The 17,683-nt window shown below is 58.0% G+C and carries 20 protein-coding genes and 1 pseudogene; 14 read left to right on the forward strand and 7 right to left on the reverse strand.

The annotated features are described in order from the left end of the window. Positions 1-143: 143 nt before the first annotated feature. Together FAA97_RS02420 and FAA97_RS02425 are read left to right on the forward strand one after the other, a co-directional pair. Positions 144-446: pseudogene (locus FAA97_RS02420) on the forward strand (Rha family transcriptional regulator); the annotation flags it as partial. Between the two features lie 216 nt (positions 447-662). Continuing rightward, entirely contained in the window at positions 663-1,196 is a 534-nt protein-coding gene (locus FAA97_RS02425; RefSeq protein WP_136597687.1) for a Rha family transcriptional regulator, read from the forward strand. A gap of 161 nt (positions 1,197-1,357) precedes the next feature. On the opposite strand, the gene FAA97_RS20995 is transcribed toward FAA97_RS02425, so the two are convergent. Beyond that, positions 1,358-1,594: a hypothetical protein gene (locus tag FAA97_RS20995; RefSeq protein WP_168800895.1), complete on the reverse strand. Its 237-nt coding sequence runs from the start codon at positions 1,592-1,594 to the stop codon at positions 1,358-1,360. Between the two features lie 343 nt (positions 1,595-1,937). Beyond that, positions 1,938-2,147 carry a hypothetical protein gene (locus FAA97_RS02435; RefSeq protein WP_136596929.1) on the reverse strand — a complete coding sequence of 70 codons (210 nt, stop codon included), beginning with the start codon at positions 2,145-2,147 and terminating at the stop codon, positions 1,938-1,940. Between the two features lie 416 nt (positions 2,148-2,563). Between FAA97_RS02435 and FAA97_RS02440 the strand changes: the two genes are divergently transcribed. The 6 genes from FAA97_RS02440 (at position 2,564) to FAA97_RS02465 (ending at position 7,142) form a co-directional block, all read left to right on the forward strand. Continuing rightward, complete coding sequence (locus FAA97_RS02440; RefSeq protein ID WP_136596930.1) at positions 2,564-3,202, forward strand: recombinase family protein; 639 nt, start codon at positions 2,564-2,566, stop codon at positions 3,200-3,202. A gap of 277 nt (positions 3,203-3,479) precedes the next feature. Continuing rightward, entirely contained in the window at positions 3,480-4,022 is a 543-nt protein-coding gene (locus tag FAA97_RS02445) for a 7-cyano-7-deazaguanine synthase (RefSeq protein ID WP_168800896.1), read from the forward strand. Continuing rightward, a complete protein-coding gene (locus tag FAA97_RS02450; protein ID WP_136596932.1) occupies positions 4,022-4,990 on the forward strand; it encodes a hypothetical protein in 969 nt (322 codons plus the stop codon). The genes FAA97_RS02445 and FAA97_RS02450 overlap by 1 nt, the downstream gene beginning before the upstream one ends. A 1-nt stretch (position 4,991) precedes the next feature. Then, on the forward strand, positions 4,992-5,933 hold the full coding sequence (locus FAA97_RS02455) for a CBASS oligonucleotide cyclase (RefSeq protein WP_136596933.1): 942 nt from the start codon (positions 4,992-4,994) through the stop codon (positions 5,931-5,933). Next, the gene (locus FAA97_RS02460) at positions 5,926-6,537 is read left to right on the forward strand and encodes a hypothetical protein (RefSeq protein WP_136596934.1); all 612 of its coding nucleotides are present in this window, start codon (positions 5,926-5,928) and stop codon (positions 6,535-6,537) included. Before FAA97_RS02455 ends, FAA97_RS02460 begins: the two co-directional genes overlap by 8 nt. Then, entirely contained in the window at positions 6,504-7,142 is a 639-nt protein-coding gene (locus FAA97_RS02465) for a hypothetical protein (protein WP_136596935.1), read from the forward strand. The genes FAA97_RS02460 and FAA97_RS02465 overlap by 34 nt, the downstream gene beginning before the upstream one ends. Before the next feature lie 168 nt (positions 7,143-7,310). Here the strand turns inward: FAA97_RS02465 and FAA97_RS02470 are convergent, their stop codons facing one another. Continuing rightward, complete coding sequence (locus tag FAA97_RS02470) at positions 7,311-7,802, reverse strand: BON domain-containing protein (RefSeq protein WP_136596936.1); 492 nt, start codon at positions 7,800-7,802, stop codon at positions 7,311-7,313. A 69-nt stretch (positions 7,803-7,871) separates the two neighbouring features. Beyond that, the gene (locus FAA97_RS02475; protein WP_136596937.1) at positions 7,872-8,366 is read right to left on the reverse strand and encodes a peptide deformylase; all 495 of its coding nucleotides are present in this window, start codon (positions 8,364-8,366) and stop codon (positions 7,872-7,874) included. Between the two features lie 180 nt (positions 8,367-8,546). Between FAA97_RS02475 and mgtE the strand changes: the two genes are divergently transcribed. Both mgtE and FAA97_RS02485 read left to right on the forward strand, forming a co-directional pair. Then, on the forward strand, positions 8,547-9,959 hold the full coding sequence (mgtE, locus tag FAA97_RS02480) for a magnesium transporter (protein WP_168800897.1): 1,413 nt from the start codon (positions 8,547-8,549) through the stop codon (positions 9,957-9,959). 68 nt (positions 9,960-10,027) lie between these two features. Continuing rightward, positions 10,028-10,414 carry a MerR family transcriptional regulator gene (locus FAA97_RS02485; RefSeq protein WP_136596939.1) on the forward strand — a complete coding sequence of 129 codons (387 nt, stop codon included), beginning with the start codon at positions 10,028-10,030 and terminating at the stop codon, positions 10,412-10,414. A gap of 45 nt (positions 10,415-10,459) precedes the next feature. Here FAA97_RS02485 and FAA97_RS02490 read toward each other — a convergent pair whose 3' ends face one another. The 3 genes from FAA97_RS02490 to FAA97_RS02500 form a co-directional block, all read right to left on the reverse strand. Continuing rightward, on the reverse strand, positions 10,460-10,933 hold the full coding sequence (locus tag FAA97_RS02490; protein WP_136596940.1) for a methyltransferase family protein: 474 nt from the start codon (positions 10,931-10,933) through the stop codon (positions 10,460-10,462). Between the two features lie 12 nt (positions 10,934-10,945). Further along, positions 10,946-11,917 carry an acetyltransferase domain-containing protein gene (locus FAA97_RS02495; RefSeq protein ID WP_246041318.1) on the reverse strand — a complete coding sequence of 324 codons (972 nt, stop codon included), beginning with the start codon at positions 11,915-11,917 and terminating at the stop codon, positions 10,946-10,948. Between the two features lie 118 nt (positions 11,918-12,035). Then, complete coding sequence (locus tag FAA97_RS02500) at positions 12,036-12,728, reverse strand: DUF599 domain-containing protein (RefSeq protein WP_136596942.1); 693 nt, start codon at positions 12,726-12,728, stop codon at positions 12,036-12,038. A gap of 614 nt (positions 12,729-13,342) precedes the next feature. Between FAA97_RS02500 and FAA97_RS02505 the strand changes: the two genes are divergently transcribed. The 4 genes from FAA97_RS02505 (at position 13,343) to dusA (ending at position 17,585) form a co-directional block, all read left to right on the forward strand. Next, positions 13,343-14,743 carry an L-serine ammonia-lyase gene (locus FAA97_RS02505; RefSeq protein WP_136596943.1) on the forward strand — a complete coding sequence of 467 codons (1,401 nt, stop codon included), beginning with the start codon at positions 13,343-13,345 and terminating at the stop codon, positions 14,741-14,743. A 167-nt stretch (positions 14,744-14,910) separates the two neighbouring features. After that, on the forward strand, positions 14,911-15,348 hold the full coding sequence (locus FAA97_RS02510; RefSeq protein WP_136596944.1) for a DUF1489 family protein: 438 nt from the start codon (positions 14,911-14,913) through the stop codon (positions 15,346-15,348). Between the two features lie 365 nt (positions 15,349-15,713). After that, positions 15,714-16,445 carry a hypothetical protein gene (locus FAA97_RS02515; RefSeq protein WP_136596945.1) on the forward strand — a complete coding sequence of 244 codons (732 nt, stop codon included), beginning with the start codon at positions 15,714-15,716 and terminating at the stop codon, positions 16,443-16,445. A gap of 72 nt (positions 16,446-16,517) precedes the next feature. Further along, positions 16,518-17,585 carry a tRNA dihydrouridine(20/20a) synthase DusA gene (gene dusA / locus FAA97_RS02520; RefSeq protein WP_136596946.1) on the forward strand — a complete coding sequence of 356 codons (1,068 nt, stop codon included), beginning with the start codon at positions 16,518-16,520 and terminating at the stop codon, positions 17,583-17,585. Positions 17,586-17,683 lie beyond the last annotated feature (98 nt).

Raw genomic sequence — 17,683 nt, forward strand, 5'->3', positions numbered from 1 at the left:
TGATGATGGATGTCATGAGCATTGAGGGTCAACCTGTAGGGTCACTCCGGCCCTGCCTGTTCCGATCCCCCTTATCCTTCTGTTTCACTCCTCCGACACCTGTGCGGCTAGTCCATCCCTGATGGTCCTCACTAAGGCTGACCATGAACCAGATCGTTTCCCTCAACACCGCCTCCACCCTCACCATGTCCAGCCGCGAGATCGCTGAGCTGACCGGCAAGCGCCACGACCACGTCATGCGGGACATCCGCTCGATGCTGGTAACCCTCCAAATCAACGGCCCCACTTTTGGGGGCGTCTACGTGGATGCGAAGGGCGAGGCTCGCTCCTGCTTCAACCTCCCCAAGCGCGAGACCCTTATCCTCGTCTCAGGCTACTCGGTCGAACTCCGTGCCCGCATCATCGACCGCTGGATGGAACTCGAAGCTCAGGCCCAGCAGCCCCAGGCTATGACCGCGACCGAGGTCACCATGTTGATGGCTCAGGACAACCGTCTAAAGCTCAGCCAGCTCCATGAAGTGGTCAGCAGATTTGCTGGCTATGACGTCGCGGCTCTGGCCAAGGCCCACCGCAAGTACGCTCCAAGCATCGAGACAGCGATCTGAACCCGGCTTCCGGTCCATCCCCATCAAGCGCCTGACAACTAGGACAGCACCGTGAACATGATCGCCCTCAACGCCACCTCAACCCTCACCATGTCCAGCCGCGAGATCGCTGAGCTGACTGGCAAGCTCCACAAGAACGTCCTCGAAGATGTCAGGCGAATGCTCACTGAGCTGAGTTTTCAGCCGAGTGACTTTGCAGGCAGCTACATCGACCCAACAGGCCGCAGGCTTCCCTGCTTCAATCTTCCCAAGCGCGAGACCCTCATCCTCGTCTCGGGATACTCGGTCGCTCTCCGCTCCCGCATCATCGATCGCTGGATGGAGCTGGAAGAACAGGTTGCCTCCCCGGCCATCCCGAACTTCTCCAACCCTGCCGAAGCTGCCCGTGCCTGGGCCGCAGAGTTTGAACAGAAACAGCTCGCCCAGGCCCAGGTCGCAGAACTCAAGCCGATGGCAGTCATCGGTGCGCGAGCTGCATCCCACGAGCATTCCCTGAACCGCTTCGTCCGTACCCTTCCGGGCATCAACTCCATGGCCATCAAGAAAGACCTGATGGCTCACAACTACCTGCGCAAGTTGGCAGGAAGCTAAGCCTAGTCGTGAGGGCAGGGCGAGTTTTTCGGCGGAAAAATTCGAGGCGACAATCGAATAGATGGAGCCGCGAAGGCCCCCCCTTGCCCCCCGTCCCCCAACTTTAACGCCGTGCTTATGCATCCTTTCCTGCCTGAGTGGTCGGGGATGCTGATGACCTTTCAACCAACCAGGGAAACCAGATGGAAAACACAACAGTGAGACGCGGACTGAGCAAGAACGTGGAGGGACTTACCGAACTGCTGAGGCGCATAGAGGCGCTTCGTGATGTCCGTGGCGAGATGCCGCTGCAGATGGTCTCGGTCTTCCTCGTCATCGCCATGAAGCCTGGAATACTGCAGCGAGACCTCCCTGAGATCGTGAACCTGAGCCAATCGTCTGTCTCTCGAAATGTTCACGCCCTCTCCGCTTCGGACGGCCAAGGGAAGCCTGGGCTAGGTCTGGTCGAGCAACGCATAGGGAGCTCGGTGGAAGAACTCCGGCCTTGCACCCGACAAAGGCAGGGAAGGAACTGGCTAGCAGGCTCGTGTAATGCCGCACCTGGGGCTCTTCACTGGCAGTTGCGCTGCCTCATTTTGGTTGCTCATCAAGGGTGATTGATGGATGGTGCGTCCTCTTGAATATTATGGGGGATGCATGGAGAGCCTTTTCGTTTCCTGGGTGGCCGTTGTGGTCGCCTGCCTCGCTGCCGGATTTAGTTGGTACACCGCCGTACAGAGCCGCAGGCAAGCGGACGCCGTCTTAGGTGATCTTCCGCCGCTCGTTAGCCTCTTTCAGCGAGACGATAGGGACAGAGCGTTTGCGCGGGGTGAACTGGAGGTGATCAATCACAATCGACGACCTATCTACATCGAGCGCATCAAGTTCGATTTCCCTGACGGGATGCGGGTCTTTAGAGATCATGCCGAGGAGCGGCAGACATTTGAGGCTATAATCGACGCTGTCATTCATGAACGGCGCGACTTCAACTTCGATCTTGCTATACGCTTACCTGGGCACACCCCAGGGGAGCGGCCTTCGGCGCTCAGCTATGTGTTCAATGTTTCAACTAATTCGTCCGCTCGGCCTAAGGAGCCATTTGATGTTGCCGTGAGCGTTCTTTACCGAATAGACGGTGAAGACCAGGGGCAGGAAGAGAGCAGGTCCATGACGTGGCGTCCACTGGCTGACAGCAATCGGACCTCTGATCTCTCACCACCTCTTTCAATCGTTGATGGTCAAGAGGATGAAGGAAGGCGTTAGACCCCTATCCATTTGGGTGTGCCTTTACCGAACCGCTGCAGACGTGGTTCGATAAATACGCATTGACAACCCAAAAAGAACCGAACATAACCGAACCACCCTAATCGAACCGAAGGTGGTTTCAGATGCATGTCCGTGCCTATCTCCGAGCAAGCACCAAGGAGCAAGATGCAACCCGTGCCCGCGTTGACCTACAGAGCTTTGCTGAGGAGCGTGGTCTCACGATTGTCTCGTGGTACGTCGAGAATGAAAGCGGGGCCTCCCTGGCGCGCCCTGAGCTTTTCAGGCTGCTTTTGGATTGCCATCCTGGAGACGTGCTTCTTGTCGAGCAGGTGGACCGCCTGAGCCGCCTCAATGCTGAGGGCTGGTCCAAGCTTAAGGCTGAGATCGCGGCAAAGCGGGTGAGGGTGGTCGCCCTCGATTTGCCGACCTCCTATCAGCTTGCTCAAGCCGGTGATGATTTCAGCAGCCGCATGTTGGATGCCATCAACGGCATGATGCTGGACATGCTCGCGGCCATTGCCCGTAAGGACTATGAGGACCGACGCAGGAGGCAGGCTCAGGGTATTAAGCAGGCTAAAGCAAAGGGCCTTTACGCTGGCCGACCGGAGAACGCCGAGCGAAACGCTGCCATCCTCTCTATGCTCCGCTCCGGGCACAGTTGGAACAGCATCGTCAAAGCTACCGGTTGCTCACGTTCGACCCTCTCAAGAATCGTTAAGCGGCTGGGAGAAGGCTTGGCTCAGAAGGCTGCTGATCCATAAACTTTCTGTTTAAGGCAAGCACATGCTGATTGTGCATTGGCGTATCTGGGAGACGGGGAGTATCTATTGTTTTTCCTTGGGAATGTGGCGACCCTATAACCTGTTTCTTACGCCCGCCCCTTGACGTGTTCCTCAATTTGAATAGCAATCTAAGATAGTCCACGTCAGGCTGGCTAGCGTTGGTTGAAATCCCGGAGTTGCATGAAAGCATCAGCCGGGAAGCGCAAGTTGTCCACGATTGGCGACAGAATGATTGCTTATGGGCAGGGGGGCGGCCATGGCGAGAGCGACCGTGTTGCTTAGCGGAGGGGTCGACTCGACCTCATGCATTCATTTCCTCCAAACTCGCGCATTCGAGGTGCGCGCAATATACGTCGATTTCGGCCAACCAGCGGCGGTCATAGAGTGGGCGAAAGTGGTTGCGGTTAGCAGGCTTTTCGGTATCCCATCAACAAAAGTCACCTGCTCAAGTGATAGCGAATTCGGTGTTGGTGAACTCGGCGGACGAAATGCATTCTTGCTTTTCGCAGCGATGCTTTTGGGAAAGTGCGAGGATGGCCTGCTCGTGATGGGCATCCATTCTGGTTCGCCCTATTTTGACTGCTCTCCTGAGTTCGTCGATATGGTGGCGCGGTTGGTGTCAGCTTGCTCTTCCGATAGGCTTCAGGTCCACATGCCATTCCTATCGTGGACGAAAGCCGACGTTTACGCATATTTTCGCAGTACCGGCATCAATCCCCAGCTTACCTATAGCTGTGAAGCAGGTACGGATAGCCCCTGCGGTGATTGCCTATCTTGTAGAGATAGAAGGCTTCTTTAATGTTCGCGAAAAGAAGAGTGATAACTTTCCCGAACGGCACTGCGTTTCGCACCCCGATCTTGCTTCCATCTTTTTCAAGCAAGGGCTTTCCTTCGGTCCAGAAGATATTCAAAGCGTCTGAGGAGTACATCTCTGAGGAGATCCTGGTAAGCGCTTATGATATTCATCACGGTCTTCTACAGGGGCCGTTTGATTTTGCATCTATGGTCGTACTCGACTCGGGTGGTTACGAGGCGTCCAAAGAAACAGACATGTCAGAGACATACGAGAATGATCATGTTCCAGGAGTATGGAGCCGTGATCTCCATCAGGCGGTCCTAAGTAAGTGGGATTGTCCGTCGCCAACTCTGTTTGTCACTTATGACCACCACAGCGAGCGTCTTCCGGTGCGGGAGCAGATGGAGCGTGCGCGACAACTGGAGGTTCCCTCAAGCGGATTAAAGAATTTCCTTATCAAGCCCGAGAGTTCAAGTAGCATAAGGTTGAATATTGGTGCGGTTCTATCGAATATAAAATATCTCGATGGTGTTGCAGTAATCGGAGTTACGGAAAAGGAAGTCGGAAACTCTCTCCTTGATCGAATGCTTAATATCGCAAAGATACGACGGGAGCTGGATAGGCTTGGCTACGATATCCCAATACACGTCTTCGGTAGTCTAGATACGTTCAGCACATTCTTGTTTTTTTTGGCTGGAGCTGACGTGTTCGACGGTCTTACGTGGTTAAGGTATGCTTTCCTCGACGGCGATACGATGTATCGGCATAACTTTGGAGGCCTGACGCTGCCTATCAAGACCAACTCAGATATAGTTGAAGGATGTTGCTGGTCGCACAACTATCAGTACATGGTGCAGATGCAGCTCGATATGGCGAAATTTATCAATGACCACGGCTTCCACCATTTAGGGAAGCATGCAGAACACTTCCGAGCGGCATATGAAACGATGATCTCAGAGTTGGAGGGCTGACATGGGAGGTGGTGGAGGCGGCGGGCCATTCATAAATAGATCTGCGGAGCAATTTGCAAAGCTGGTTAAGAAGACCGAAGACGAGACCGCCGTGAAGGCTTTTGAAGCCGATCTGGGTGGGATGCTCAATGAGCTGTTGGCGGAGGCTAACGGCAGAGATGTTGAGTTGGTGAAGGCGCGACTTGACGAAATCAAGGAGTGTCTCAGCTCCGACCTTGAGGTCACCATAGACTCATTGTTCGGCGGGTCGGTTGCGCGTCACACGTACGTTGATGGCCTGAGCGACATCGATTCACTTCTGGTGCTGAACGGTTCGCCACTAGAGGCAGTATCTCCGGCATCGGCATTAGCGCGCATCGAGACTGCCGTTCGGCAAGAGGTTGATGATGCTGTATCGGTGTCCAAGGGAAAGTTGGCAGTCACCGTGACTTATTCTGATGGCATGGAAATCCAACTGCTTCCAGCGTTTCGCACAGAAAGTGGTCTGAAAGTACCTTCATTCCGCCACGGTGGTTGGTCGTCAATTGCACCAGAAGGGTTCCAGAAGGCATTGTCAGCTACTAATGCTCACTGCGGGGGCAAGTTGGTTCCCATGATAAAGCTGGCTAAAGCGGTAATGGGCACTCTGCCGGAAGGGCAGCGTTTGACCGGCTACCATGTAGAAAGCTTGGCCATTGCGGCGTTTAAGAACTACGGTGGCCCTAAAAATCTTGCTTCTATGCTGCCAGCCTTCTTTGATAAGGCTAAGGACTTGATCCACTCCCCAATCAAAGATAGCAGCGGCCAATCCGTTCATGTCGATGGCTACCTCGGTGGAGCAGGTAGTCCCGAGCGGTTAGCCACGGGCCACGTCTTAGGACGTATTGCGAAGAGAATGCGCAATGCAAGTGCCCACTGCTCTCACCAGCAGTGGCAAGCCCTCCTGGGAATAGACAATGACTAATGTTGATATCCGAACCGAAGTCTCCCGTATCAGAAGGGTATCCGATCAGCTTTGCAGTTCGCATGCCGCCCTCAGGGACAAGTTTTACCGACGCGCATTCGTAATGGACATATTTCTATTGCTGCTCTCGGCATGGGTCACCATAGTGAGTGTTGTTGATGAGCGATACGTTGCCTTTCTCACGCCGTACGGTTTCGACTCCCAGCTCTGGGCTGGTCTGCTTGGCCTCGCTGTGTTTGTTCTCACGCTTTTTCAGTTCAAGGTGGACTGGAAGGGAACTAGTGAGGCGCACAAAAGGACCTTTTCTCTGTATGCGGAAGTGAAACGAGAAGCAGGCTACCTCCTAGCCAGCAACAAAGATGGTGAGGAAATTCCGCTGAGAGAGTTTCAGCGGTTAACCAGCCGTTACGATATGGCAAGCGATGCTGGTGTTGCGGTTCCAGAGAGGGACTTTCTGCGATTGAAGAAAGCCCACAGGTTGAAGATCGCGGTCAGTAAGCGACTCGATGAATACCCAGGATCTAATATCTGGCTCACTGCGGCCTTAATCATCTTAAGAGACAACTCTAAATGGCGGACGCTAAAGTCTCCGGACGGAAAATAACCGAACATTATCATGAGGCGAAGCGCTGGGTGAACATGTCTGAGTACAGCGCTGAGATCAATTGGCAATCCACGCGCCTGCCGGGCATAGTTACAGAGACAGACTTCTTGCGTGAGTATGCGTGGGTCGTCCTGAATTCCGGATTTCGGGAGATGATCGTCAGAAAGAAGTTCGACTACATCTCTCTATGCTACTGTGATTGGGATTCGGCAGAAGAAATAGTCTCTAATGCCTCAGTATGCGTTCGCGCTGCAGCTCATGCGCTTAATCACCGCCAGAAGCTGGAAGCAATTGTCAAAGCCGCTGCGATTGTTAGTCGTACAGGTTTTTCTTCTTTTTGGAACGTTGTCATGGAAGCCCCACAAGATAGGCTGCAGACGCTGCCTTTCATCGGCCCTGTAACGGCTCGGCATTTGGCAAAGAATTTGGGCTTCTCTTGTGTGAAGCCAGATCGACACCTTGTTCGGTTGGCCACAGAGTATGGCTTCGTTGATGTCGATGCCATGTGCGAGGCTATACAAGTCGAGAGTGGAGATGATCTCAGCGTGTTGGATATTGTCTTGTGGCGCTACGAGGAGCAGCGATCTCTTCACCGTTATCGGTAGCTATTGCCTGGTTGACCCCGCTACAAAACGCCACTACAAACGATTGCGATGACGCGACAACAAGTTCAATGATTTCAATGTGTAAGGTGCGAGGGGCCAGTTTCTTCTCGACCGCACCAAAGAAACCCGGCTTAGGCCGGGTTTTTTGTTTTTAATCAATGATTTCGCTCAATCTGCGTCCGACGGGATATGACTGTCGACGCCAAGCGTGGTGATGTGGTTTTCGACCTCTGCGATGCCACTGACGCCCAGCACCTTCAGCTCCATCATGCGGCGTTCCTCGGGGGTATCGACTGCGCCGCGGAGAATGGCCTTGTGGCCTTCGACGTGGATGTCGAGTGTGGCCAACATCGCATCCTCAAGGTCTCCCAGGGCCTCGAAGATGTCGGCTTCCCGCTGGTCTTCCACTTCGCGATGGTCGGTCATCGGCAAGACCGGGGTTTGCGGGTCGGGGGAAAATCCGTCTGCGTCGACGGCCTCGACCCTGAAGCCGCCGTTGCGCTCGCGGTCGAAATTGGCATCCGTCTCGCCATAGCCGCGATTCTCAACCGGCTTGTCGGTTGCGCCCGCGCCGTCGGCATAGGGCCATCCGTCGGCTACATTGCGCTGATCGTAGTCGCGGTAGTCGCTCTCGCGCGAAAATTCGGTCTTGCTGGCCATGCTGTCGCTCCTTGATGCGTTCGATGGAGTGACAACGGTTTCAGCGGCAAATGGTTGCCTGCCGGCGCCTCAGCCCGCTTTCTGCCAGCGTTTGAGAAGGCGCTCGCGTTTGAGGCGTGACAGGCGCTTGATCCAGAAGATGCCGTCCAGCTGGTCGATCTCGTGTTGCATGCAGATGGCGGCGAAGTCGGACAGGCTTTCCTCCTCTACTGGGCTGCCGTCAGGCCGCTGATAGCGCAGGATGATGCTGCGCGGGCGCGTTACCTCTTCGGTGAAGCCCGGCATGGAGACGCTGCCTTCGACATGCGTCATCGTCTCCTCGGAGGCGCTGAGGATCTCCGGATTGATGAAATCGCGGCGTCCGCCAAGCTCTGGCAGGTCCAGGATGACGATGCGCTGGAAGATGCCGCAATGGGCCGCCGTGATGCCGACGCCAGGCGCTGCGATCATCGCTTGATAAAGGCGGTCGGCAAGGTCCTCGAGATCCGCGTCGAAGGCGGTTACGGGCAGGCAGGGTGTGGCAAAGGCTGCGTGCGGATAGCGCAAAATGGTCAGCGACGTCACAGATTATCGGTCCTTTGATGCGGGTAGGGCTTGCGCCGGCGAGCGGCATTGGCCAAGGCTAGCAGAAACTTGGCCGGTTTGCCGCAGGCGCTCCGGATTTCTCTCTATCCGATTGTTGACAAAGGCGTTTCAGCCGCCATTCTCCCGACCGGAACAGGCATGACAGACAAGGGGGCGGAGATGACAGAGACAGAGAACGAGCTGATCCGCCCCGCTGTCAGCGATGAGGGCTTCGCTGACATCTATGATGAGGATGGTCATGTCCGCCATGACTTCCTGACGCAGATCGGCGCCGCCATCGCCGACCGCGACGTGCTTTATCTCCGCCAGCATGTCGCCAAGCTGCATGAGACCGAACTCGGTCACGTGATCGAAGCGATCCAGCCGGATCAGCGCCTGGCGCTGGTGAGGCTGATGGGCGCCGACTTCGACCTGACGGCGCTGACCGAGGTCGATGAAGCGATCCGCATGCAGATCGTCGACCAGATGCCGAACGAGCAGATTGCCGCCGCGATCGGCGAGCTCGATTCGGATGATGCCGTCTACATTCTCGAAGACCTCGATGACGATGATCGGGAAGAGATCCTCGCGCAACTGCCGTTCACCGAGCGGGTGCGGTTGCGGCGCGCCCTGGACTATCCCGAAAGCTCGGCTGGCCGTCGTATGCAGACGGAATTCGTCGCGGTGCCGCCCTTCTGGACCGTCGGCCAGACCATCGATTACATGCGTGACGAGGAGGATTTGCCGGAGAGTTTTACCCAGATCTTCGTCATCGATCCGACCTTCAAGCTGCTTGGCAGCGTCAATCTCGACCAGATCCTGCGCACCAAGCGACAGGTCAAGATCGAGACGATCATGCGCGATACAAACCACCCCATCTCGGCCCTGATGGACCAGGAAGAGGCAGCCCAGCTCTTCGAGCAGTACGACCTTCTCTCCGCCGCCGTCGTCGATGAAAACGAGCGACTGGTCGGCGTGCTCACCATTGATGACGTCGTCGACGTCATCCAGGAAGAGGCGGAGGAAGACTTGCTTCGCCTCGGCGGCGTCGGTGACGAAGAACTCTCCGACAGCGTGCGGGAAACTTCGCGTTCGCGCATTCCCTGGCTTGCCGTCAATCTGGTGACCGCATTCCTCGCTGCGTCCGTCATCGGCGTGTTCGAGGCGACCATCGAGCGCATCGTCGCACTTGCCATTCTGATGCCGATCGTGGCCGGCATGGGCGGTAATGCCGGGTCGCAGACGATGACGGTTACCGTGCGGGCGCTTGCCACCCGCAATCTCGACATTCACAACGCCTTTCGGGTCGTGCGGCGTGAGGCGGGCGTCGGCCTCTTGAACGGTCTTGTTTTCGGCCTTCTGATCGGCCTCGTCGCCGGCCTCTGGTTCCAGGATGCCAATATCGGTGGTATCATTGCAGCCGCCATGCTGATCAACATGATGGCGGCCGCCATTGCCGGCATCCTCATTCCGCTGTTGCTTGATCGCTTTGGCGCGGATCCGGCTGTGGCCTCTGCCGTCTTTGTTACGACGGTTACCGATATCACCGGATTCCTCGCCTTTCTCGGCCTCGCCACATGGTGGTTCATGTAAGGGCAGGCGGAAAATTGACTTGTACGTAAAAGTCAATATTATGTGTTCCCTCATAGGGACGACATGTCGTGAAGAAGTATTACAGCATAACTGAGCTGACGCGCGAATTCGGCGTCTCCACCCGCACCCTCCGCTTTTACGAGGATGAGGGTCTGTTGCAGCCGGAACGTCGCGGCCGGACCCGGCTATATCGCGCGGCGGATCGTCGGCTGTTGCAGGAAATTCTCCGCGGTCGCCGCATCGGCTTTACGATCGCCGAAATTCGCGAGATCGTCCATGTCTACAAGGAGCCGCCGGGCGAGATCGGCCAGCTCAAGCTGATGATGAAGAAGATCGACGAGAAGCGTGACGATCTGCGCCAGAAGCGCCGCGATATCGATGAGACGCTGAGCGAGCTCGATCAGGCGGAAGAAGCCTGCCTCACCCGCATGGTGGAAATCGGCGTCGGCACCTAACCTTTAAACGAAGCGCGTCGCCGTGCCGCCGGGTCGTTTGGCTCCTCAGATCCAGCGACGTGTGCGGCGCAGGTAGGATTCGTATTCAATCCCGAAGCGCGCCAGAAGATGCCGCTCCTCGCAGCGGATCACGAGATAGCTCGTGCTCGCCGCCGCAACGATCGCTGCCGCCACCATCCAGCCATTGTCGGCCAGAAGAGCAAGCCCGATCGCCGCCAGCGTGTAGCCGAGGTAGATCGGGTTGCGCGTCAGTTGGAAGGGGCCCGTCGTCACGAGCCGTTTGGCGCAGCCGGTATCCCAAAAGGGGGTGTGATGGTCTGCAAGCGTTTTCATCGCCCAGATGTCGAGCAGCGTTGCGGCGAGAAATATGATGAGCCCGGTGAACCGCAATCCCCAGGCATCGGTGCCGCCCAGCGGCAAGGGTGCGAGATGGTGCAGGAAACCGGCAAAGATCAGGCCTGTGGCAAAGACGGCAAGCGGCCAGGGATAGCGCAAAGGTTTTAAACGATAGGCGTTCATAGTCGTTCTCAATCAAGGTGCCCGGCTAATAGCCGTGCATTCGGCCGCGAGCGATTTAATCCGCGCATCCTGCTCCGGCAAAATTGCGCCAGACTGGAGTGGTTCAAGTAAGGATTGTGTTTTTAGCGCGTCAAGCGTGCAGTCGCAGAAACGTGTGCACAAGCCAGAGTCGTTGCCTTGAACGCCGCAGGCTTGCTGGCAGCTGGAAAGATAGTCCGCCACAGGGTCGGGGCTTGGTGGCGGAATGACAAGGCTGCCAAGATAGAGAAGGGCAATCAGAACAGGCTGGTGCAGAAGGTAGACAGTCAGGGAATGGCGTCCGCCAAATCGCAGCCAGGCGGGGCCGGGTGGCAGCTTGGCCAGCTGATCCAGCATGTTGCGGTCCGCCGCGAAGCGTGCAGCCGCAATCCCGCACAGCAAGGCACCCAGCCAGGGCACCAACGGCACGAAATCGTTGGAGCGCGGCAGCCTCTCTGACAATCCGAGGAAGAGAAGGAAAGGGTGATCGAAGGCCGGAAGCGAAACGAGGCTTGGCAGGGCAAGCACGATGCCGGCGACAACAAGGGTGACGATCGGCGGCACAGGCAGAAAGGCAAGTCCGATCACGCTGCAGAGGGCGATTGCGTGCAATATGCCGAAGAAGATCCAGGCATCCGGCGTAAACCACCAGGTTGCTGCAGAGATCGCTGCGGCCGCCAGCGCCACAATGCCAAGCCGGCGCAGGAAGGCGGACGGGCGAAGCTGCGGATAATGCGCGAGAACCAGGCTGAAGCCGGCGAGAAACAGGAAGCTCGAGGCAATGGCCCGGGCATAGAGCCTGAATGCGCCTTGCGTCGACGTGCCGGGTTCGAGATAGCCGAAGAATTCGAGATCCCACGAGAAGTGGTAGCTGGCCATCGCGATCAGCGCGATGCCCCTGAGGGCATCGAGAAACAGGAGCCTCGGCTTTGCTGTCGCCAACGGGGGCTGGCTTTTGTCTGCCACGGGTTGTCCTTTCGCGCGTGCGCGCGACGTAAATCGCATCAAGTTCCAGGAGGTCGCTGGCTGGCCGTCAAACGCGGCGTTTTCATGGCCTTGCGGCGGACCATCCCCAGAAACCCGTTTATTCCTCGCCGTCTGTCAGCAGCGCCTTGCGCGCATTGGAAAAGAACTGTCGGCGCAGCAGGACGATGAAGACGAGGAGCGTCGACACCATGAAAAGCCAGGGGCTGACAAACCAGCCGAGATAACCGATCGAGTAGAAAATTGCCCGCAGCCCCATGTTGAAGTGGCTGGCGGCAATGATGTTCATGCGGATTGTGCGTTCCGCCGCGATTCTGGCGGCAACGGGATCCTTTTGCGCCTCATCCAGCATCGGGATGGCACCGAACAGGATCGTGCAATAGTTGAACAGCCTGTAGGACCAGCCGAACTTGAAAAAGGAATAGGCAAAGAGCGCGATCAGTCCACAAACCTTAAGCTCGAACATGGCCCTGCCGCCGGCCACGATGAACGGGATATCCTGCAGAATGGCGTCCACCTGTTCCGTTGCGCCGAGCAGTGCGAAACAGCCGCCGATGGCAAAAATGGTTGTCGAGGCAAAGAAGGCGGTGCCTGCCTGCAATCCACCGAGGATCTGCGTGTCGATCATCTTCAGGTCGCGACGCGTGGAGTTGAGAATCCACTCGCGCCGGCGGTCGGCCATGGCCGTCGTCAGGCTTGTCCGGGACACGAACCGCCGATCGCCGGTGATCCAGGCATAGCCGAGCCAGAGCAGGGCAAAAACGGCAAGGGCGGCATAATCGGGCACAGTCATCGGCGGGCTCCATTTGGCACTCCTAGTCCTTAACCCGGGCGACCCAGCGCCGACAATGCCTGGTTAACATCTGGAAAGATCTGTGAAATCAAACGGGCACGAATTAATTGACGATTAACTCTGTCGGAAATTAAGGCGTTGAATTCATTGACAGCCATGAGTGAGGCGCATGACTGCCGTCCAATTTTTGCCTTGCTTTTGCCTTTTTTGGCAGTTGCGCGACGTTTAGGAATTCACTATTCAGGTCTGCGAAAGCGGTCGGGGGACGGCTTTCTTCAACATGTGGTTCCATTGGAGTATACATGGAAGGCAGTTTCCAGAAGTCATGCTGGGGCGTCACATTTAGAGCTTTGATGGGGTTTGCCGGCGTTCTCTGCCTGGCATATCTTTTCGGCAGCATCTGACGCTTAACATGCAATCGTCTACGGAGGGCGCGGTCGAGCAGACCGCGCCTTTTTCGTTGCGCGGCGAGGGAAGAGCCCGCCACGGCTGGATCAGGATAGTCCGTGCCTCGTTTATGTCGCGGCGGTGAAAGCTGATGTCGATTGCAAGGTGCATTCGTGCTAGTCGATGCGCTAGCCTTCGGGCCTGACGATGCAGATGCGGGGAGCGCCATGTTTCTTTCGGTTTTCGACGTTTTCAAGATTGGCGTCGGGCCATCCAGCTCCCACACCATGGGGCCGATGACTGCCGCCAATCGTTTTCTCGATCTGATCCTCTCCGACCAATGGCCGCGTCCTGCGGGAGCGCAGGTGACAGCGCTGAAGGCGAGCCTGCACGGCTCGCTTGCCTATACCGGCATCGGGCACGGCACAGGCAATGCGGTGATTATCGGCCTGATGGGCGAGGCGCCTGACAAGGTCGATCCGGATCGTATGGAGGCAATCATCGTCGAGGTTGAGCGCACCGGCCGTGTGACGCCGCCTGGTCACCCGTCCTATCACTTTCAGCCGAAGGACGATCTCGTCTACGACAAGAAGACGCCGCTTTCCGGTCATGCCAATGGCATGCGGCTCTCGGCTCTGGACAAGGACGGCCGGGTGCTGTTGACGCAGATCTACTATTCGATCGGCGGCGGTTTCGTGGTCACAGATACCGAACTGCTCGCCATGCAGAAGCAGAAAAAACAGGCGTCCAGCCAGAAGGTGCCCTATCCCTTTGCGTCCGCAAAGGAAATGCTCGCCATGGCGTCCTCCTCGGGCCTTTCGATTGCACAGATGAAGCGGGCCAATGAGGAAGCGGTCCGCAGCCGCGATGAATTGGATGCCGGGCTTGATCGCATCTGGGATGCCATGTCGAGCTGTATCGATCGCGGCCTGCGGCAGGAAGGGCAATTGCCCGGCGGTCTGAAGGTGCGCCGCAGGGCCAGATCGATCCATGACAAGCTGCAGGAGGAGTGGCGCTCCAACCGCCTCAACCCTGTGCTCGCCAATGATTGGCTCTCCGTCTACGCCATGGCGGTGAATGAAGAAAATGCCGCTGGCGGCCGCGTCGTGACCTCGCCGACCAATGGTGCAGCGGGCGTGGTGCCCGCGACCATTCGCTATTACCTGCATTTTCATCCCGATGCCGACCAAGAGGGTATTCGCGACTACCTGCTGACCGCCGCTGCGGTTGGCGGCATCATCAAGCACAATGCCTCGATCTCCGGTGCAGAGGTCGGCTGTCAGGGCGAGGTCGGCTCGGCCTCGGCCATGGCCGCCGCCGGGCTCGCCGCCGTCATGGGCGGCACGCCTGAGCAGATCGAAAATGCTGCCGAAATCGCGCTTGAGCACCACCTGGGCATGACCTGCGATCCGGTCGCGGGCCTCGTTCAGGTGCCCTGCATCGAGCGAAACGCGCTCGGCGCGGTGAAAGCGGTCACCGCAGCCTCCCTCGCCTTGAAAGGCGACGGCGTGCATTTCGTGCCGCTCGATGCGTGCATCGAAACCATGCGCCAGACCGGCAACGACATGAGTGAAAAATACAAGGAAACCTCGCTCGGCGGCCTTGCCGTCAACGTGGTTGAATGTTGATGCGGGAAGCGGCGGGGAGGATGACGATCGCCAAGCCGTCGGCACGGGGCGAGGATGCGCCCGGCCGTCAACCGCGGCGGCCCTTACCACGCGGAATCTGTTGAGCGTGCCACCCCTGCGACACCCTTGCCCTTGACCGTCGGCCAGGACCGGCTATCTCGGATCGCATGGCTTCACATCTCCTGAAACTCTGCGTCGGCGCAGATAGCATTGATGATCTGCGCGATTGGGTGGCTGAGCGGTCACTGATCGCGGTCGCGGCGGGGCTCGAGCCGCATTCCTCGCATGTGACCCGCATGGTGCCGAAGCGGGTCGAGGAACTGCTGGATGGCGGCTCGCTCTACTGGATCATCAAGGGCCAGTTGTCAGCGCGGCAGAAACTCTTGGACATCAAGACCTTCACCGGCGGCGACGGAATCACGCGCTGCGAACTGATCCTCGGACCCGAGGTCATCGAAGTCGCGCCCGCGCCGCGTCGTCCCTTCCAGGGCTGGCGCTATCTGGAGGCCGATGCTGCTCCGCGCGATCTGGCGGCTTCCGGTGCGAACCTCGAAGAGATGCCGGATGATCTGAAGCGCGAATTGGCCGAGCTTGGTTTGCTGTGAGGCGCCGGCATCTGCGCTGGCGTTGGCCATGGTTCAAACTCGGCATCGGTCGTGATTTTCCTGCAACAGGGGTCTGGATCGCTGTTGCAGAGCGCTGAGCGGCCATTCCGCTCCTGTGGGGCATCGCGTTCCCCATCGCTTTTTGCTTCTCTGCCACTGGTCATTCTTTTTATCGCATTGATATTTATGGTAATTATCCGACGGACTGAAAATTGTTCAGGTGGCGGTAAAGCGTCCAGCTCATCTCTGATGTCGCACCTGTCCTTGTCATTCTGCATGGCTGGTGTGTGATGGCCTGCAGTTTTCAACGTGGCTTCGAGGCGCTATGGGCGGCCATCTTACCGTCCGCCACAAAGGCTCCCCCGATGAAACGCATGTTCCCCCTCGCTCTTTCCGTGTTGTCGATTTTTGCACCTCAGGCCCTGGCTCAGACCGCAACGCCGATGCCTGCGACCGTCGAGGCGCGTTTGGATGAGGCCTGCGGGGTTCAGGCACCGCAATTCATCGAGGCCGTTTGCCAGGACAAGGGCGTGCCGAACACGTTTGTGCTCAACCTGCCGGGAATCTGCGCGCAGTATGGCAAGTCCGACAAGATCGAAGCGACCGTGGCGGCCTGCAGCGGCACGAATGTCTATGCCGATCTGTGGAAGTACAAGTTCGGCCAGGAGAATGGCTTCCTGGAGCATTTCAAGGCCTATATCGCCGCAATCCGGGAGCATGAAAGCGAAGGGGAAGGCGGCGCGCTCTTGACGGCCCCGGCAGAGGCGTTCCGCATGTCTGTTCTGGCCTGCGGTCTCGACGCGGCCTGCCACAAGACGCTGTTTGATGCGCTTGGCCCCGGCATGAAGGCGGCTTTCGCGCGCACTCCGTATTTCTGCGACTACGGCAGCGAAACCAAGTTCAACGATGAAGGCTATCGGTCGATGTTCTTCGACATTGCCCAGCCGGGCGGCATCGCCCAGCCGATGTGCCGTGCCTATTACTGCCAGAACCGCCCCTGCGACACGCCGGCACCGGGCGAGGGGGCTGCACCGTTCATCCTGTCGGAGCTTTTCACCCGTCAATACGACCTGATCTACAAGGCGATCAAACCCTGATCCTGATCTGATCGGCATCCCTGGCGTGCCGATCATGCTTGCGGGGTGCTGGCCTGCGGGGTATTTGAGCCCATGACCCAAACGCGACTGTATCAGACCGCGGCGAAAGTTTTTGCCGTTGCCCCGATGATCGACTGGACGGATCGGCATTGCCGGTTCTTCCATCGGCAACTGTCTGGCCATGCGCTGCTTTACACCGAGATGGTCGTGGCCGATGCGATCATTCATGGGCCACGGGAGAGGCTGCTGTCCTTCGATTCCGCCGAACATCCGGTTGCGCTGCAGCTGGGTGGTTCGGATCCGGCAAAGCTCGTCGAGGCGGTGAGGATCGCCTCGGATTCCGGCTATGACGAAATCAATCTCAATGTCGGCTGTCCGTCCGACCGGGTGCAATCGGGAACCTTCGGCGCCTGCCTGATGCAGACGCCCGAGGTGGTGGCCAATTGCATCGAGGCGATGAAAAAGGTGTCGGCGGTGCCGGTGACGGTGAAGTGCCGGATCGGCGTGGACGAGCAGGAGCCGGCCGAGGTCTTGCCGGATTTTCTGTCCCGGATGATCGGGGCAGGGGCGGACGCGATCTGGATCCATGCGCGCAAGGCCTGGCTGAAAGGTCTGTCGCCGAAGGAAAACCGCGAGATCCCGCCGCTCGATTACGATCTGGTCTATCGGATGAAGCGCGAGAACCCGGATGTCTTTCTCGGTATCAATGGCGGGATCACCGATCTTGATCAGGCGGTTTCGCATCTTCAGGTCATGGATGGCGTGATGCTGGGGCGGGCGAGCTATCACAATGCGACGCTTTTGACCGAGGTTGACCATCGCATCTATGGTGCGGCGGGAAGGCCTGTCGACTGGGATGCGGTGCGCGATGCGATGATGGCCTATGCCGAGGGTGTCATCGCCTCGGGCGGGCGGTTGAACCATGTCACGCGGCATATGGTCGGGCTGTTCCAGGGCTTTGCCGGGGCGCGGCGCTACCGGCAGATCCTGTCGTCGGAGGCGACGAAGCCGGGGGTTACGCCGGATCTGATTGCCGAGGCCTTTGCCGCCGTCGATCTGGCCGGCGGGCCGAAAGCGACGCCGGTGGGAATCGCGGCCACGGCCGCTCCCCCCAAGGCTTCGGCCGGCGCCGCGGAATAGCCACAATCCGCCGGGCCTGGGCTTGTCCCGGACAAAGCCGGCGGGCCGTCGCGGGCACAAAAATGGCGCCTCGCGGGCGCCATTTTCAAAGCTTCTGT

The organism is Peteryoungia ipomoeae, from assembly GCF_004912165.1.
Classification (GTDB): domain Bacteria; phylum Pseudomonadota; class Alphaproteobacteria; order Rhizobiales; family Rhizobiaceae; genus Allorhizobium; species Allorhizobium ipomoeae.

Bases quoted from the DNA above. Each gene is read 5' to 3' on its own strand.
- FAA97_RS02500 (WP_136596942.1), bottom strand. From the start codon at position 12,728: ATGACTGTGCCCGATTATGCCGCCCTTGCCGTTTTTGCCCTGCTCTGG.
- FAA97_RS02505 (WP_136596943.1), top strand. From the start codon at position 13,343: ATGTTTCTTTCGGTTTTCGACGTTTTCAAGATTGGCGTCGGGCCATCC.
- FAA97_RS02455 (WP_136596933.1), top strand. From the start codon at position 4,992: ATGGGAGGTGGTGGAGGCGGCGGGCCATTCATAAATAGATCTGCGGAG.
- FAA97_RS02425 (WP_136597687.1), top strand. From the start codon at position 663: ATGATCGCCCTCAACGCCACCTCAACCCTCACCATGTCCAGCCGCGAG.
- FAA97_RS02515 (WP_136596945.1), top strand. From the start codon at position 15,714: ATGAAACGCATGTTCCCCCTCGCTCTTTCCGTGTTGTCGATTTTTGCA.
- FAA97_RS02460 (WP_136596934.1), top strand. From the start codon at position 5,926: ATGACTAATGTTGATATCCGAACCGAAGTCTCCCGTATCAGAAGGGTA.
- FAA97_RS02510 (WP_136596944.1), top strand. From the start codon at position 14,911: ATGGCTTCACATCTCCTGAAACTCTGCGTCGGCGCAGATAGCATTGAT.
- FAA97_RS02490 (WP_136596940.1), bottom strand. From the start codon at position 10,933: ATGAACGCCTATCGTTTAAAACCTTTGCGCTATCCCTGGCCGCTTGCC.
- FAA97_RS02450 (WP_136596932.1), top strand. From the start codon at position 4,022: ATGTTCGCGAAAAGAAGAGTGATAACTTTCCCGAACGGCACTGCGTTT.
- FAA97_RS02440 (WP_136596930.1), top strand. From the start codon at position 2,564: ATGCATGTCCGTGCCTATCTCCGAGCAAGCACCAAGGAGCAAGATGCA.
- FAA97_RS02465 (WP_136596935.1), top strand. From the start codon at position 6,504: ATGGCGGACGCTAAAGTCTCCGGACGGAAAATAACCGAACATTATCAT.
- dusA (WP_136596946.1), top strand. From the start codon at position 16,518: ATGACCCAAACGCGACTGTATCAGACCGCGGCGAAAGTTTTTGCCGTT.
- FAA97_RS02445 (WP_168800896.1), top strand. From the start codon at position 3,480: ATGGCGAGAGCGACCGTGTTGCTTAGCGGAGGGGTCGACTCGACCTCA.
- mgtE (WP_168800897.1), top strand. From the start codon at position 8,547: ATGACAGAGACAGAGAACGAGCTGATCCGCCCCGCTGTCAGCGATGAG.
- FAA97_RS02470 (WP_136596936.1), bottom strand. From the start codon at position 7,802: ATGGCCAGCAAGACCGAATTTTCGCGCGAGAGCGACTACCGCGACTAC.
- FAA97_RS02435 (WP_136596929.1), bottom strand. From the start codon at position 2,147: ATGAATGACAGCGTCGATTATAGCCTCAAATGTCTGCCGCTCCTCGGC.